The following is a 16,626-nucleotide window of genomic DNA, read 5'->3' as shown; positions in this document are numbered from 1 at the left end:
TCTACGTCTATCAACATAAAATCAACTCAGGGGCAATTACCAATGATGTAATAGCCAGCTGCCGTCTGCGCCAGCGTCTTGGTGTAGAACAGGTTATCCAGCCCCATGTTCTGGTTGGAACCATTAGCCAGTGCATAGCCGCCACTATCATGCGCGCGCCCGGCCTGTACGTGGGCATAGTTACTCGCAGTCACCGCGCTGCACGTCCAGCTTGATGCAGTAGTGACGCTGATAGCAGCAGACAAGGCACTCTCACCACTGCTGCCCACGGCAGAAGCAGCAAAGCTGTAGCTGGTACTGGCGGTCAGGCCGGTAACGGTATAACTGGTGGCGCTGAGTGGTGACGCGGTGATTTTTGTGCCATTGCTATACAGGTTATAGCCAGTTGCGCCGCTGACTGTATTCCAGCTCAGCGTTACGCTGGTTGCCGTTGGTGTGCCTGCGCTCAAGCCGCCTGGTGCCGATATCACTGGCGCAGTACCCACCAAAAATTGCGGGATAGCACAACTGGCCGATACCTGGCCCAGATTGTCGGTAGCACTGACCGTACCCGTGTAATAACCGCTAGCGAGGTTATAGCTTTTGCTAAAGCTGCTGCCGCTGCCTGCTGCGGTATCGTTGACAGCGCTGGGGCCACTAAGACTGACGGCGTAGCTGCTGATGCTACTGCTGGCAGTGGCAGCACCATTGATGGTGGCGCTGGTGGCAGTGATGCCTGAGCTGGAACAACTGCTCATTACCGGTGCAGGCACTATCGATGCCCGCAGATTATTCCTGAACCAGAAGTCCATCAAAAACACCGGATAGTTGATCTTGGTGCTATCAACATAATGGCTATTCTGGCCGCCACTACCCGCAGGCCATGCATGGCCCATGCCGCTGACGGTAATCTCATGCGTGCGCAGTTTGCCATTGGCATCGGTATACGGGATATTGGTGCCGCCAGTTGCGATGCTGACGCTGCTGCCTTGGGTGAAATTACCACCATACACCTGACGCATGGCGGCCACATCCATGGGGCCATAGGCTTGTGCGACCGTATAGTCACTGGTACCCCAGACTGCACCAGCAATCTGGGTCGCAAATTTTGCAGCATTGCTACCCGCCATAGCCTGGCATTTGCTGGCTGCGGTGGCAGCAATATAGCCTGAGGGTACAGCACCGATCTGCAAGGTAGTGGTGCCGGGTGGCGGGCCAGCATTGATGCCTACACCGGCAAATACATCAGGTGCCAGGCAAGCCAGCACCATAGCTTCGCCACCGCCGGATGACAAGCCGGTGACATACACCTGATTAGGGTCAATCGCATATTGCGGATTGCTGACAAAGCGGTTGACCAGGTCCAACAAAATCGCATCATGTCCTGCTGCGCTGCGGGTGTGCGTGGTATTGGCATAGTCCCAGCAATGATTGCTATAGACATTGCCGGTCGCATTTGGGGCCAGGATGACGGCACCATATTGCTCGGCCACCGCCTTCCAGTTAAAGCCCTTGTCGCTGGTTTTATCGATCACGTCACCAGAGGCGGTCTGGGTGCAGCCGTGCAGCACCAGCACCAGTGCACGTTTGCCTGCCAGCACGGGTTGTGCGGCAGGCCAGTAAAAATAACCTGTGAGGTTGCCGCCATTGACGCTGTCAGCCGCCCAGGTTTGCTGGCTACTCCAGCTGCCTGGCCCGGCTGTGACTGCATGGGCTGTCAGGCTGGCCAGCAATGTGCAGGCGATCAGCATGACTGCCCGCAACATGGTCTTGATATGGTTCATTGTTGTCTCCGTTATTTTATTTATATAATTTGAAGCAGTTTGTGGGCCCTGTTTTTTGCACACCAATCGCTTTGCATTTATGCGGCGAAGATGCCACGAAGATACGACTAAGATTAGCTCAGCAAAGTGTTTCCCCATAGACCCGGCAACCAGGGTGGACATACGTCCACATTCCTGGTTTTGTTTTGGTGATGAACGCAATACGTACACGCGCACGCGTGCACACACCAGCTCAAAAAATGAGCTAAAAAAAAACAGTTGAAGTTCTTGTCTCCTGATTTTTTTGGAATTCCATCTGGGCAAGCGCGGGCCAAACCAGATGCAGACCTGTACAGGTAACAATCATGGTAAATCATTATTTTGCGAATACAAGACAAACAGGCTGTGCAAATCTGCACATTTAGCTGGAGAAAAAACGCATGCTTTTTTGTATCAATGTGAGCATTAGCCCGCCCGCAATTTGATACAACAATCGCTACTGTCTCAGGACAACACTAGCCTTTATCACCTCGCCTTGCCCGGACACGGTATCATGCCCTCATGTCCAGCTCGCTTAACGTCGCCATGAAAAATAATCCAGGCTGTATCCTGCCCAGTCTTGTTCTGGCCTTGTTCGCCCTCCCCTGCCATGCCCAGAGCAGTGTCACACCGCCACAGCCCTTGATGATCAGTGCAGAACGCTTCGCCGCCTTGCGACAAGAACCAGCGCGCTGGGCAGCCTTGCGCAAGCGCTGTGATAAGGAATTGACGCAACCCGCCCATGCAGTGGCAGATTACAGCCCGGCACGTCATTACACGGCTGACGGCGTCAGCCATGACCCCAGCGGCAAATACCTGAACACAGATGCCGGGGTAGCTTATCGCGCAGCCCTCTGCTACCAGCTCAGTCACAACATCGTATATGCGCGCCATACCCAGCAGATCGCTGATGCATGGGGCAAAACGCTGACACATGTATCAAAAGACCAGGGTGCGGCTGAGCTCAATTTCAATATCCCGCAACTGGTCATCGCCGCCAGTTGGGTGCGCAATGCAAGCCCTTGGGATGACGGTGACTTCATCAGCATACTGCAAAATGTAGTGCTGCCACTGTCACATGCCGACAAGGCCAATAATCACGGCAATTGGGGCGTGCTGATGGATGCCAGTATTGCCGCCTATACCGGCAACAGCAAGCAACTGGAACGCGCGCAACAGCGCTGGCAAACCCTGTTATTAAACCAGGTTGCAGAAGATGGCAGCATGCCGCTGGAAATTTGCCGCAGCAACACCAATAATTTTTGCGGCGGCCCCGACAAAGGCATCAACGGCATCAGCTACACCCATTACACCCTGCACCCCGCCACCATCACGGCAGAAATTTTTATGCAACTCGGTAAAAATTTATACCAAACCGAAGCTGGCAAGAAACTGTCACTGGCGTACCAGCGCGCTGCGGAATGGACGCGTTACCCTGAACGATTCCCCTACTATGCCAGTAACCAGGGCAAGCTCAATGGCATTAACAACACCGCCTATTTCCTGATCCTGCAAGCTCAGTACATGAATGAAGACGCCGCAAAAGTCATCCAGCAGGGCAAGCCAGGTTCAAACAGCTTGGAACTGGTGCTGTTGTATGGTCGTTGAGGAAGAACGCATAGTCACCATCATTCGTGCCATTTACAATATCATCTACACACCAGCCTTAAAGGAACCCAGCACATGAACACCGTATTCGCCGCCCCCGTGTTTGACACCACCGTGATTTTTGAAGGCAAAGAACTCTTCAAAGGCAAAAGCGCGGCCGAGAACTGGGCCAAAAAACTCGGTGCAGAACTCGAATGCGCCACCACCGTAGAAAAGATAGGCACAGGCTGGGCGATAGTCGGCAATGTTGATGGTGAGGATTGTGTCTGGGCGATTTTGAGGCAGAGGTTGAAGAAAATCAGTAAGGAGTGATGGGTAGATACAATGCTTTTTGTTGGGCACTTTATGATATGCCCTGTGCTGGTGTTGCATTCTGTGGCAAATGAACATTGCCGTATGTGCTACGCACATAAGGTACATTGCAGCGCAAGCTACTCACTGATTAACATTTTATGCAAGTTCTTGGTACGATCATTTTTCTCATGGCCGCTTGCTTCTCGTGGTGGCTGGCATTCCAATTCTCATCAATCGCCGGAGTAAACGGAGCTTTGATTTTCCTGGCGCCCATAGTGCTGATGATAGTCCCTATTGCAGTCCGCGCTTTTAAAACAAAGTCTGCTACCTTAGGCGCATTTTTGCTGGCCATCGCGCCAGCTCTGGGTGCATTAAATTTTTTGCCCTGGGTGATATTCTGCGAAATCGGCGAACTCTTGCTAGGTAAGAATGCAGATAATGTAGTAATTTTCGCGCAGGTATTTACAGTGCTGCCGTGGATTTTTGTCGCCTGCTCTATCTTGATACCGACAAAGAAAAGTGGGCAAATCTGATCAGAGTGCACGTAAAACCAGGCAAGGCTACAGGGCATAGTGATGTAGGGTACATTGCAATGCATGGATCATCGTATAACCCCAAGGTATATAAGAGCCAAGTCGCTGGATGCCGGATCAAGTCCGGCATGACGGTGTTGAGGCCAATTGCTGACGATGGAAGTTACGGTGCACTAAGCAACAGATCAAAAAGCGGCTTGTGAGCACGTATTTCTGGATTTAAATGCAAATAGGCAAACCCGTCATGCCGGACTTGATCCGGCATCCAGTGACGTTGCTTGTGCATTAGTCAGGGTGTTTTGCTGCCGGTATCAAGCTGCTTTTGCGACTTCGCTTGAACTGGGTGACACGGTTTAAAAACACTGGATGCCGGATCAAGTCCGGCATGACGATGTTGGGGCTGTTGGTTAAGGCTGGTGGTTAAAAATGCGGGCGCCTGTGTGCAAAGCCGGCAGAGCGCCGTTTCAAAGCACCACAAAAACTAATGCACGCGCCGTTCAGGCAACATTCACAAAAACTCCACCAGTTGCCCACTGACGCTACGCAGGCGCTGGCTCATCAGTTTGGCCAACCGGGCCAGGATTTGTACTGCCAGCGCTGGCTTTTCGCGGATGATGCGCTGGTAATTGTCTTTGGTCAGCAGGAGCAAGACACTGGTTTGTGAGGCGAGGCAGGTGGCGGAGCGTTTTTCGCCATCAATGATGGACATCTCGCCTATGGTCTTGCCGTGGCCTACCGAGACGATGCGGTGCGGCGTGCCGTCAAGATCAGTCTTGAGTATCCCGACTTCGCCCTTGACCAGCAGGCCCATGTAGGAACCGGCTTCACCTTCCCTGAAAATGGTCGTGCCTGCAGAGACTTCATAACATTGCAGATAGGCCGCCAGGGCCTCGATGTCTTTCCAGTCCAGGTCGGCAAACAGTTGCGATTCAGAGACCATGTCGCAGATATCACGCGACTGGAAGGTCGTGCCTGCGCCAACGAGGCGGAAACCTGGCAAAGCTTGATCTGGGTTCATTTTTTGCACCTGTCCGATTTTTTGCTTAACTCACTATTCCGCAAGAAAGCTTTTCAAGAAACCTTTTAATAACTAGCCAGTTTGGCTCACCAGTATTGTCATAGTTTATCGCAATCATGGCAATTGCAACAGCGTCAGCGCGATGTTGCCATCATGTCTCTTTATTGGTGATGGAATGCGCTCTGCATGGATAAATACCTTTGATACTGGATATTGGTGTGTGCTACGTTCTGCATCGTTTCTTCGCAGGCGACGTGACAAACAATGACATTTAGCAAGAGACGTGGATTTCAGCATGCACTGGTGGGGTATAATTTTAATTGCAATATTACCATTTTCGGAGTGATGGCTATGTCACAGCCATGCGAAGGAAAGGGAATGTTCCTTTTCCTGGCTTCTATCCCCCAAAAAAATGAAAAAGTACCTGAATATCGTTTTATTATCTCTTGCAGCCATAAGCACTTCTCCTGCACACGCGCAGCATGACGAATGGAAATCGCTATACGCCGATGCCAGTTCTCTTCAAAAAAAGGGCATGTATACAGCGGCTCTCACAGTAGCTCAACAGTCATTGAAACTTGCCATGGATCTGGATCCAGAACATCCCAATGTGGCAACCAATCTGGTTCTCATTGCTAACATCTACGAAAAACAACAGCAATTTGCCGAGGCCGAACTTCATTACAAACATGCACTGGCCATCAATGAAAAAGTGTATGGGCCAGATAGCAAGAATGTGGCACACATTCTGGGCTCTATGGGCATGATTTGCCAAAAACAGAAAAAGTATGCGGAAGCAGAGACCGTATTCAAACGCGCACTGGCAATCATGGAAACACAGTCCCCGGTGAATCAATTTTATGTCGCAAATGCCTTGCAAAGGCTCGCTTCTAACTACCTGTACCAGCATAGAACCGCAGAGGCTGACTTTGCTTATCAGCGCGCAATACCTATGTTTGAGCAAGACCTCGCGACAAATCCGCGTGATCTGGCAATAGTCTTGACATACATTGCAAAATCTTATGAGTCACAAGGAAAATACGCACATGCAACGCCTCTGCTTGAGCGAGCATTGACCGTAAGGGAGCAAATGTCTGTGCCGGAAAATCGTGATGTCTCAGTCAGCCTTATGTATCTGGGCGACATTTATCTGCTACAGGCAAAGTATGCGGAAGCATCTTCCGTACTGATGCGTGCGCTGGCAATCATGGAACAAACGTTGGGGCGCGAGCATCTTGGTGTGGCACAAATCCTGACCAGCATTGCAAAGCTCCAGGAAAAACAGGAGTCCTACAATGAAGCGGAGTCTTCCTTGAATCGTGCACTGGAAATTGTCAAGCATGCCGCTGGTGATCGTCGGGCCGCCAAATCAGATGTTGTGGGCGCACTTGCAAAACTGCATGTCTTGCAAGGAAGATATGCAGAAGCCGAGCCCCTGTTTACCGAAGCGCTTGCCATCGATATGGCAGTGCGTGCAGAAAGCCTTGAAATGGCGAAAACTTTGAGAGGGCGTGCCGAACTCTACAAGATGCAGAAAAAATATGCTGGGGCAGAACCCCTGTATCAGCATTCAATGACAATCGAAGAAAAGACACTAGGCCCGGATCATCCAACTACGGCTCAGGGCATTTACAACTATGCTTTTTTCTTGCAGAGCCAGAAAAAGTACCGCGAGGCTGAAGCTTTATATATACGTTCACTCAAGGTTTTTGAAACAACGTACAGCCCGGACCATCCGCAAATAACTGAAAACATACTCAGGATCACCATAATTTATATTAATCAAGCCAAGTACTCTGACGCTGAATTGTTAGTAAAAAACTGGCTTGCCATGGCAGAAAAAATCCTGGGCAAAGACCACGTAGAAATAGTAAGACAACGAAATCTGCTTGCAGAAGTGTTGCGACATGCAGATCAGAAGGAAGACGCAAAGCAGCCCGAACTGCGTCTCCAAAAGAAGAATATGTAAGCCATCCAAGGATTACATTCCAGCCTGTTCTGTCTATGCCAATTAGCTCTTACAGACTCACATCGCCATCCGCATACGCCTGATATCCCGCAATGGCGGCTCACCAAACAGCCGTGTGTATTCACGGCTGAACTGGGAAGCGCTTTCATAGCCTACCCGTATGGCGGCGCTGCTGGCGTCTATGTCTTCGACGAGCATGATCTGGCGGGCGTTTTGCAGGCGCAAGTGTTTCAGGTATTGCAAGGGGCTCATGCCTGCCACGGTACGGAAGTGCAGCCTGAAGGTGGAGGCGCTCATGTGGGCCTTGCTGGCCAGCTCGTCAATGGCAACATCCTCGGTGTAATGTTGCTTAAGCCAGGCGATGACGCGGGCAATTTGCTGGCCGGGTGAACCAGCCGTGACCAAATGGCGCAAGACCGGGCCATGCTCGCCATTGAGCAGACGGACGATGATCTCTTGCTGTATCAGCGGCGCCAGCATGGGCACGAGCTGCGGTTCATCGAGCAGGCGCACCAGGCGGGTGATGGCATCGAGCAAACCTTCCTCCATGGTCACAACGGACATCGCCAGCGATGTCGTGGCTTTGAGGGGCGCGGCGAATGTCATACCAGCGGCGCACTGGGTGATGGCCAGGGCATCGAGCATCAGGTACATGCCCAGAAATGGCTGCGCGCTGCTGGCAGCGGTCACATAAGACACTACCGGCAGATCGACCGAGGTGACCAGGGATTGTCCTGGCACATAATCAAATACTTCTTCTCCCAGATTCACGCGCTTGCTGCCTTGCACGGTCACACCCAGCCCCAGACCATAAAAACAGGGCATGGGGTCGGTGACCTTGCTGCGCCTGACCATGATCAGCCCCGGCACCTGGGTGGTGCAATCACCATCCGCCTGCAGGATATTGCCGACCAGCTCAGCGAGTGAGTGATTAGAAGGGCTTGGCGAATGATTTGCTGCTGTCTGTTGCTGGGTCTGCATGATTTGGCTGTGCGTTTTTTGATTATCGTAGCCTACCATTTCCAGGGTAGTGTTTTCAATTTCTGCTGAGCATTCATCGAAATAGGCAAGAAATGCATCAGATCAGGCAAACGCTTTTTGAGGTATCAGGCAGACAATGGCCGTCAATAAAGAATTCTGCCAGGACTTGTCAATGAAGCATGCACTGATCATCAACGCACACCAGTTTTATGAGGGCATTTCCAGCGGCAAGCTTAACCTCAGCATGGCCGACATCATCAAGACAGAGCTGCAAAACCGCGACTACCAGGTCAGGCAAACCCATATCGAGCAAGGCTATGACATCAATGCCGAAGTGCAGAATCACTTGTGGGCAGACCTCATCATTTTGCAGTCACCCGTGTACTGGTTTGGCACGCCTTGGATATACAAAAAGTATGTCGATGAAGTTTTCACGGCAGGCCTGATCCAGCAAGGCTTCCTGAATGGCGATGGCCGCACGCGTGAAGACCCCAGCAAGCAATACGGCAGCGGCGGCAAGATGCAAGGCAAGAAGTATATGTTGTCGCTGACCTGGAATGCACCTGCAGCAGCCTTTGGCGACACCTCACAATCTTTATTTGAAGGCAAGACGGTAGATGATGTCTTTATTGCCAATACAGCCAATTACAAATTCTGCGGGGTTGATGTCTTGCCCGCTTTCTCTTGCCATGACGTGGTGAAGCAGCCTGATATTGACAATGACATGGCAAGGCTGCGCGCTCATCTGGCGAATGTCATCTGAATAAATACCAACGCTCTTACACACACCGGAGGTTTTCATGATCAATTCAACTATTAATGGCAAGAACACCAGCGTCGATGTCGCACCCGACACGCCTGTGCTATGGGCCTTGCGCGATACCCTGGGCCTGACCGGTACCAAGTTTGGCTGCGGTGCCGCCCTGTGCGGTGCCTGCACCGTGCATTTGAACGGCCAGGCGATACGTTCCTGCATCACGCCTATCTCTTCTGTCGCCGGGCAAAAAATCACCACCATCGAAGCCATTGGTGAAGACAAGGTTGGCAAGGCCGTGCAGGCCGCCTGGATCAAGCACGACGTTGCCCAATGCGGTTACTGTCAAAGCGGCCAGATCATGAGTGCCACTGCCCTGCTCAAAACCAAGAAGAAGCCCAGCGATGCCGACATCGACAGTGCCATGTCAGGCAATATCTGCCGCTGTGGTACCTATGTACGCATCCGCGCTGCCATTCATGACGCCGCATCCACCTTGGCCTGATCAGGAGAATCAACATGCATTTTGAAGCCCGTTTGAATGAACTGCCACGCCATTTGCAATCCCTGTTGCAATCCACCAGCCCCGCAACTGGCGCAACTGGCCTCAGCCGCCGCAGCTTTTTGAAGATGGCAACTGCCAGCGGCTTTGCCCTGGGTTGCTACCCCATGCTGGCGATAAGCCAGGACGCTGCCGCCAAGGCACCCGCCGGTTTGAAACCAACCGAGCAGCCCGGCGCCTTTGTCCAGATTGCCAAGGATGGCACGGTCACAGTGACGATTAACCGCCTGGAATTTGGCCAGGGTGTGCAAACCGCCCTGCCGCTAATACTGGCAGAAGAGCTCGATGCCGACTGGAGCAAGGTCAAGTATGCCAACGGCAATAACCACCCTGCCTATGTCGATCCCGCATTTGGCATGCATTTGACGGGTGGCTCGAATACCATCGCCCATTCTTATACCCAGTACCGTGAGCTAGGTGCGCGCACCCGTGCCATGCTGGTGCAGGCTGCGGCGACACAATGGGGTGTCGATCCCTCTGGCCTGCGTACAGAAAAAGGCGTGGTCGTCGGGCCAGGCGGCAAAAAACTGACGTATGGCGAACTGGCTGAAGCCGCCATGAGTTTGCCAGTGCCAGAAAAAGTCGTGTTGAAAGACCCCAAGAGCTTTAACCTGATCGGCAAACCCACAGGTCGCCTTGATGCCAAGGCCAAATCCACAGGCACCCAGGACTTTGGCATTGATATGCACCTGCCCGGCATGTTGACGGCGGTTGTCGCGCGTCCGCCGGTATTTGGTGCCAAACTCAAGTCTGTCGATGATACGGCGGCCAAAGCCATCAAGGGTGTCAAGGCGGTGGTACGTGTGCCGGTGGATCGTGGTGGCGAAGGCGTGGCCATTATTGCGACTGGCTACTGGCCAGCCAAGCAGGGGCGCGATGTGCTGAAGCTGGAATGGGATCTGGGCAGCGTAGAAAAAGTCGATAGCGTGAAACAACTGACCAGCTATAAAGAATTGGCCAAGCAGCAAGGCGCATTGAAGTACAACGACGATGTATCAAAGATCGCCACAGCGCCACATAAACTGAGTGCAGAATTCAGCTTCCCTTACCTCGCCCATACCCCGATGGAGCCTTTGAACTGCACCGTCGCCATCAAAGGCGACAAGGCAGAATTGTGGATGGGCACGCAAATGCCTGGCCTGGATGGTTTTGCGGCATCCGCCGCGCTGGGGCTGAAGCCGGAAAACATCGCCGTGCATACCCAAATGGCCGGTGGCGGCTTTGGCCGTCGTGCCATTCCTACCAGCGATTATGTGGTGGAAGCCTGCCATGTCACCAAGGCAGCAGTCGCCGCTGGCCTGGATGCGCCAGTGCGTACACTGTGGAGCCGTGAAGATGACGTCAAGGGTGGTTACTACCGCCCCATGCATGTACACAGGGCAGATATCGGTTTTGATGCGCAGGGCAATATCCTCGGTTGGGACCATGTCATCGTCGGCCAGTCCATCCTCAGCGGCTCGCCATTTGAAGACATGATGGTCAAGAATGGTGTCGATGCGACTGCGGTGGAAGGTATGAAAGAGCCGTATGAGATGCCTATGCGCCTGTCTGTTCATCACCCCAAGATCAATGTGCCGGTCCTGTGGTGGCGCAGTGTAGGCTCTACCCATACCGCCTTCGTGATGGAAACCCTGCTCGATGAAATTGCACAGACCACCAAACAAGACCCGGTGGCCTATAGATTGAAACTGATGGGTGACAAACATCCACGTCATAAAGCTGCGCTGGAACTGGCGGTTGAAAAATCAGGTTATGGCAAAAAGAAATTATCGGCAGGCCGCGCCTATGGGGTGGCCGTGCATGAATCCTTCTCGTCCATTGTTGCTTACGTCGTTGAAGCGTCCATCAAAAATGGTCAGCCCAAATTGCACAAGGTCACGGCTGGCGTGCATTGCAATCTGGCGGTCAACCCCAAAACGGTGGAAGCACAGGTACAGGGTGCAGCACTGATGGGCTTGTCGATGTGTCTGCCAGGTGCAGCGATTACGCTCAAGGATGGTGTGGTCGAGCAAAGCAATTTCGGTGACTTTGTCGTGCCACGCATTACCGACATGCCGCTGGTTGCCGTGCACATCGTGCCTAGTGCCGATGCACCTACCGGCATGGGTGAGCCAGGCCTGCCCGCCTTGGCCCCGGCATTTGCCAATGCCGTTGCCAGAGCGGGTGGCAAGCGCTGGCGTGAGCTGCCTTATAAACAAGTATAGACAAGCTAAGCTCAACCCAGTTAAGGTCAAAGCATGGAAAATCTCGATACCCTGGTCTTGCGCACGGCGCTGAACTGGCATGCGCAAGGCTTGCCAGTTATCCTCGTCACGGTGGCACGCACCTGGGGTTCTTCACCACGCCCGCCGGGGTCGCTGATGGCGATCAATGGGCGCGGTGAAACCGTGGGCTCGGTATCGGGTGGTTGCATAGAAGATGATCTTATCCATCGCATCAGGGAAGAAGGCGTGCAGGCCGTTTGCGCAGGCAACCTGCCGCTGGTGCTGCGCTATGGCATCTCGGCAGACCAGGCGCATCGATTTGGCTTGCCCTGCGGTGGTACGGTAGAGCTGGTGCTGGAGCCAGTTTCTGCCCATAGCCGCCTTGATGATTTATTGCTCGCTTGCGAGCAGCGCCGCAGCGTTGAGCGCACACTGGATTTGCAGACCGGCCATGCTAACCTACAAGCTGGTCAGTACGATGGCTTGCCAAGGCTGGATGATCACAGGCTCATCACTTACCTCGGCCCACAGGCTCGTATCATCGTCATCGGTGCCAGTGACCTGTCGCGTTACCTGTGCCAGTTCGCTCTAAGCCTGGGATTTGCCGTCATCGTCTGCGACCCGCGTGAAGAATACCGCGCCAGCTGGCAATTGCCGGGTGTAGTCGTCAGCCATGAAATGCCGGACGACCTGATACTGCGCCTGCAACCCGACAAGCGCACCGCCGTCATCGCCCTCACCCATGACCCCAAGCTCGATGACCTGGCCCTCATCGATGCCCTGCAATCAAATGCTTTCTACGTTGGCGCTATCGGCTCACGCCGCAACAGCCAGCAAAGACGCGAACGCCTGCACATCCATTTTGATATCCCGCAAATCACCCTGCAAACCCTGCACGGACCAGCGGGCCTGTACATAGGCAGCAAGACCCCGGCAGAAATCGCGCTGTCCATCATGGCAGAAATTGTCGCGATCAAGAATGGCATACCACAGCCAGCCAGCACGCCTGTTGTGCTTGGCAAGGCGATCTATGAAAGCCAGCTGCAGCAAGAGATGAACGGCGCCATCTGCGCCATCTGAGTTTGTAGCTGCTCATCTCTTGCTCTAACTCTTGCTCTAACTCTTGCTCTGACTCTTGCTCTAACTCTTGCTGCGGCGTGATGTTGCCTGGCCTGCATTCGTCCTGACTACCACCTGATCCCCCTCCACTGCGACTTCTCTCCAGCCCATCCATACCCTGCGGCAATCTCATGTCACAAATTAACAATTGGACGATAACAATTGACAAAAAGTGAATAATATTGCAAGATTTTGTGGCAATATTTTTGCATACCTGATCATCTCAAGGAGGATGTATGACATTTGAACGCAAGGACGTATCAAAACTGGGTTCTGACTGGAACGATACGCTGGTCTGGTATGCAAAAGCAGTGGGCAAGCTGCAGGAAAGGCCGCTGGCATCGCGCACCAGCTGGCGGTTTCTGGCGGCCATGCATGGCTTTAATGAAGTACTCTGGTCGGCTCATGGCTATTACAGCAGCGGCGAGGCCTTGCCCTCGGACAGTGACAAAGCCAGGTTCTGGGACCAGTGCCAGCATCAGAGCTGGTATTTTTTGCCGTGGCACCGTGGCTACCTCGCATCGTTTGAAGCCATCGTGCGCAGTGCCGTGGTTGAGCTTGGTGGCCCGGCAGACTGGGCGCTGCCTTACTGGAATTATTTTGACCCTGATTCACGCTCTGTGCCACCGGCCTTTCTGCAAAAAACCATGCCTGACGGCTCACCCAATCATCTGTATGTCGAAGCCCGCTATGGCGATGGCGAGGGCAACTTCATCGTGCTGCCTGGCGACGTCTCGCTAAATGCCCTGAAAGACCATGCCTTCATCGGTGGTAACACCGGTGGCAATACCGGCTTTGGCGGGCCAGACACCAAATTCAATCATGGCAAGGGTGTTAACGGCCATCTCGAATCTGACCCGCACAATACCGTGCATGGCCTGGTTGGCGGCCTGGCTGACCCTGCGCATGAAGAAGACAGCACGACCTATGGGTTGATGTCCATCCCCGCCACCGCCGCGCTCGACCCCATCTTCTGGCTGCACCATGCGAATATAGACCGCCTGTGGGAAGTCTGGCGCAAGCGCGATCCGCAAAATCTTGATCCTGATCAGGATAGCTGGCTCAAAGGCCCGGCTGACCGGAAATTCATCGTGCCTGACCCGGTGGGCGAAGGTATAACCTTCACTGCATCACAGATGCTCGACACCAGGGCAGCGCCGCTAAACTACACCTACCAGGACATCAGTGACCCGCTGGGTGGCAGCACGCGCAAAAAAATCAGGCTGACAGGCTTGCGTCTCTTGAGCGATGCGCCTATGGTGAATTTTCTGGATATCAAATCTGCAGGAGGCCAGGTGGCGACAGAATTATTGGGGGCCAATCCCAATCGCATCAAACTGGCAGGCGGCGTTTCGCACACCAGCGTGACGCTCGATAAAGCCAGCACAGACAAGGTAAATAACAGCTTTGAGAGCGTTAAACTGTTCAGCGCCAAACCCAAAGAACCAGACCGCGTCTTTTTAAACCTGGAAAACATACGCGGCAAAAATGATGCTGCCATCTTCTATGTGTATGTGAATGTACCCAATGGTGAAAGCCCGCTCGATCATCCAGAGAACAAGGTCGGTGTGCTGTCATTATTTGGTGTGTCGGACGCCAGCAAGACCGACAGCCCGCACGGTGGTGCAGGCATCACCCAGGTGTTTGAAATCACCAGCCTGGTCGATAACCTGCAGCTTGATCAAAGCCAGCTTAGCGATGCCCTGCAAGTGCAATTCGTGGCACGCAATACCGTCAAGCCTGAGCACGACATCACGGTAGAACGCGTCAGCGTGTTTCGCGAAAGCCTGTAGTCATGCTGTTTGCCAAGCTGTTTGCCATCTTGCGCGCGGCCCTGCTGAGCTGCCCCCGCCCGCTGCTGCTGATCAGCCTGGCGGGCTGGCTGGGTTTGGCTGCGCTGCAATTTGGCGTGCGTGTGCCAGAGTACTGCGGCAGCCTCGCCAACATAGACCTGGCTTATCTCGCGAATATTGGCGATCGCCTGGTCTTTGTCTGGCACACCAATTCAAGGCCCACCATGATGGCCAACTGGCTGCTGATGCTGCTGGCCATGATGTCCCCCCTGCTCGCGCAAGAAATGACTTATCTGTGGCAACGCAGCCTGGCACGCCGCCGCTTGCGCGCCTTGCTGCTGTTTGCCATCGCCTATTTACTGATATGGAGCCTGGCAGGTGCGTTCATCATGCTGGCCTCACTGCTGCTGCGCCTCGTCATCGGCGACATGCGCTGGTGCTTTGCCATGTTGCTGTCACTTGCCCTGCTATGGCAAATCAGCCCCGCCAAACAATACTGCCTGAACCGCTGCCACAGCCGCCCCCGCCTCGCCGCCTTTGGCTGGCAGGCCGACCGCGACAGCTTGCGCTACGGCCTGCAAGCCGCCTTCTGGTGCGGCGGCACCTGCTGGGCCTGGATGCTGGCCGCCACCGCCGCCGGCCCCGCCCACTTCCCCTTCATGCTGATCACCTCAGCCTGGCTCCTGATAGACCGCCAGGCCCCTGGCCGCCTGCCTGCCTGGCAATTGCCCTACAGCCTGCGCTGGTACCGCCCCGCCTGATACCACCCACTCAGCCCCGGTGATATCATCCGTATCACCGAAGAACCAACGTGTATCTGAACAGGATCACCGACATGAGCACCAACATGAGCACCAACGAGAGCACCAGCATGAACACACCAGCCCCCCGCAGCCTCAACGGCATCACCCTCGAAAAAATCCTCGAACAACTCGTCGCTTATTATGGCTGGGAGCAAATGGGACAGATGATAGACATCAACTGCTTCAAGAGCGACCCCAGCATCAAATCCAGTTTGAAGTTTTTGCGCAAGACGCCTTGGGCAAGGGCAAGGGTGGAGGAATTGTATTTGGGGATGCCGGGGTGAGGATCTGGTGTCGTGATGCCTTATTTTTCCAGATATTGTAAATATCAGTTCCAGTACTGGTTTTTATTGGAGTTCAAGTTCCTTCAGTTACCTGCTGGAAAAGCATTAAGCGTTCTTCAGGAAGAAGAAAAACATAAGCACTAGTGTTAGTCTTGAGCACAAGACTAAATGCTTTTCTCCAATTCAAAAATCTGAAAATGAAACCAGTAAACTGCTTCATATTCATGAAAAACCAGTCAGGGTAATCACCGTTTGGAAGATAAACAGAAACCGAGATTTGCTCAGAATCTGGTAGATTCAAGACTTGAATAATTCTTTCTATTGCACCTTTATTTGCATTAGCGTCGTTATAAATAGTAATTTCAAGAAGAATATTTTTTGAGGATAATATCTTTGACTCCAATCCTCTGATATTGTTGTTCAGGCTCCAAGAATTACTATCTATATTAGTGCCAAGGAGGTACGCGATAGCAGTCTCATTTTCTTCACTATGGAATTTCGCATTCAATTTCGCATGCAATTCCGCCAATTTCTTTTCGAGTAAAGCGGACCTTTTCATTTTTTCCTTCAATTGGTTTTAGCTGATACAGAGAATTTAGCGCGTAGGTACGATTAGTGCAACGTAATCGTACGCATGTCATGCCGTATACAACGAAAGCTTACGAGCAAGCCACACGGTCACTACTTATCTATTTCAACGTGAGTATGATTAAAGCTTTATCCGGCATCATAAATCAGGAATGACAATCAAGCCGCATAGAGAATTACTGCTGACCATGCGTACGATTACGTTGCACTAATCGTACCTTGTATTATGACGCCTTCGGTAGTTATTCGTTAATATAGCTACCAACAAGTTCTTGGTAGGCATATCAAGATCGAGTGACTGGATGCCGGATCGTACCTTAGGTTTGAAACCTGCG

Annotated in this window: 15 protein-coding genes; 11 read left to right on the top strand and 4 right to left on the bottom strand. The window is 52.9% G+C overall.

What is annotated here, in order from left to right; translation table 11 throughout:
- Positions 1–26 precede the first annotated feature (26 nt).
- The gene (locus ACO0LI_RS27855; protein WP_423036823.1) at positions 27–1,763 is read right to left on the bottom strand and encodes a PHB depolymerase family esterase; all 1,737 of its coding nucleotides are present in this window, start codon (positions 1,761–1,763) and stop codon (positions 27–29) included.
- 540 nt (positions 1,764–2,303) lie between these two features.
- On the opposite strand from ACO0LI_RS27855, the gene ACO0LI_RS27850 reads away from it, so the two are divergent.
- The 3 genes from ACO0LI_RS27850 to ACO0LI_RS27840 all read left to right on the top strand — a co-directional run bounded on the left by ACO0LI_RS27850 (position 2,304) and on the right by ACO0LI_RS27840 (position 4,216).
- Positions 2,304–3,389: an alginate lyase family protein gene (locus ACO0LI_RS27850; RefSeq protein ID WP_423036821.1), complete on the top strand. Its 1,086-nt coding sequence runs from the start codon at positions 2,304–2,306 to the stop codon at positions 3,387–3,389.
- A gap of 75 nt (positions 3,390–3,464) precedes the next feature.
- Positions 3,465–3,701, top strand: coding sequence for a hypothetical protein (locus ACO0LI_RS27845; RefSeq protein ID WP_423036819.1), 237 nt, complete (start codon positions 3,465–3,467; stop codon positions 3,699–3,701).
- A 140-nt stretch (positions 3,702–3,841) separates the two neighbouring features.
- Positions 3,842–4,216 carry a hypothetical protein gene (locus ACO0LI_RS27840; RefSeq protein WP_423036817.1) on the top strand — a complete coding sequence of 125 codons (375 nt, stop codon included), beginning with the start codon at positions 3,842–3,844 and terminating at the stop codon, positions 4,214–4,216.
- Between the two features lie 508 nt (positions 4,217–4,724).
- On the opposite strand, the gene ACO0LI_RS27835 is transcribed toward ACO0LI_RS27840, so the two are convergent.
- Positions 4,725–5,234 (bottom strand): Crp/Fnr family transcriptional regulator, encoded by a 510-nt coding sequence (locus ACO0LI_RS27835; RefSeq protein WP_423036815.1) that lies wholly within the window; start codon positions 5,232–5,234, stop codon positions 4,725–4,727.
- 412 nt (positions 5,235–5,646) lie between these two features.
- On the opposite strand from ACO0LI_RS27835, the gene ACO0LI_RS27830 reads away from it, so the two are divergent.
- Positions 5,647–7,203 carry a tetratricopeptide repeat protein gene (locus ACO0LI_RS27830; protein ID WP_423036813.1) on the top strand — a complete coding sequence of 519 codons (1,557 nt, stop codon included), beginning with the start codon at positions 5,647–5,649 and terminating at the stop codon, positions 7,201–7,203.
- A 57-nt stretch (positions 7,204–7,260) separates the two neighbouring features.
- On the opposite strand, the gene ACO0LI_RS27825 is transcribed toward ACO0LI_RS27830, so the two are convergent.
- A complete protein-coding gene (locus ACO0LI_RS27825; protein WP_423036811.1) occupies positions 7,261–8,184 on the bottom strand; it encodes an AraC family transcriptional regulator N-terminal domain-containing protein in 924 nt (307 codons plus the stop codon).
- A 172-nt stretch (positions 8,185–8,356) separates the two neighbouring features.
- Here ACO0LI_RS27825 and ACO0LI_RS27820 point away from each other — a divergent pair, with 172 nt between their 5' ends.
- From ACO0LI_RS27820 to ACO0LI_RS27790, 7 genes are all read left to right on the top strand, one after another.
- The gene (locus tag ACO0LI_RS27820; protein WP_423036809.1) at positions 8,357–8,947 is read left to right on the top strand and encodes an NAD(P)H-dependent oxidoreductase; all 591 of its coding nucleotides are present in this window, start codon (positions 8,357–8,359) and stop codon (positions 8,945–8,947) included.
- Positions 8,948–8,984: 37 nt separating this feature from the next.
- The gene (locus ACO0LI_RS27815) at positions 8,985–9,443 is read left to right on the top strand and encodes a (2Fe-2S)-binding protein (RefSeq protein WP_423036807.1); all 459 of its coding nucleotides are present in this window, start codon (positions 8,985–8,987) and stop codon (positions 9,441–9,443) included.
- A 14-nt stretch (positions 9,444–9,457) separates the two neighbouring features.
- Positions 9,458–11,704 carry a molybdopterin cofactor-binding domain-containing protein gene (locus ACO0LI_RS27810; protein ID WP_423036805.1) on the top strand — a complete coding sequence of 749 codons (2,247 nt, stop codon included), beginning with the start codon at positions 9,458–9,460 and terminating at the stop codon, positions 11,702–11,704.
- Between the two features lie 33 nt (positions 11,705–11,737).
- Entirely contained in the window at positions 11,738–12,784 is a 1,047-nt protein-coding gene (locus ACO0LI_RS27805) for an XdhC family protein (protein ID WP_423036803.1), read from the top strand.
- Positions 12,785–13,059: 275 nt separating this feature from the next.
- Entirely contained in the window at positions 13,060–14,616 is a 1,557-nt protein-coding gene (locus tag ACO0LI_RS27800; RefSeq protein WP_423036801.1) for a tyrosinase family protein, read from the top strand.
- A gap of 2 nt (positions 14,617–14,618) precedes the next feature.
- Entirely contained in the window at positions 14,619–15,377 is a 759-nt protein-coding gene (locus ACO0LI_RS27795) for a DUF2182 domain-containing protein (RefSeq protein ID WP_423036799.1), read from the top strand.
- 86 nt (positions 15,378–15,463) lie between these two features.
- Positions 15,464–15,703: a VF530 family DNA-binding protein gene (locus ACO0LI_RS27790; protein ID WP_423036797.1), complete on the top strand. Its 240-nt coding sequence runs from the start codon at positions 15,464–15,466 to the stop codon at positions 15,701–15,703.
- Between the two features lie 73 nt (positions 15,704–15,776).
- Here the strand turns inward: ACO0LI_RS27790 and ACO0LI_RS27785 are convergent, their stop codons facing one another.
- Entirely contained in the window at positions 15,777–16,262 is a 486-nt protein-coding gene (locus tag ACO0LI_RS27785) for a hypothetical protein (protein ID WP_423036795.1), read from the bottom strand.
- Positions 16,263–16,626 lie beyond the last annotated feature (364 nt).

The sequence above is a fragment of the Undibacterium sp. Tian12W genome (assembly GCF_049339405.1).
Taxonomy (GTDB): domain Bacteria; phylum Pseudomonadota; class Gammaproteobacteria; order Burkholderiales; family Burkholderiaceae_D; genus Undibacterium.
This window is presented reverse-complemented; position numbering and strand designations above follow the sequence as displayed.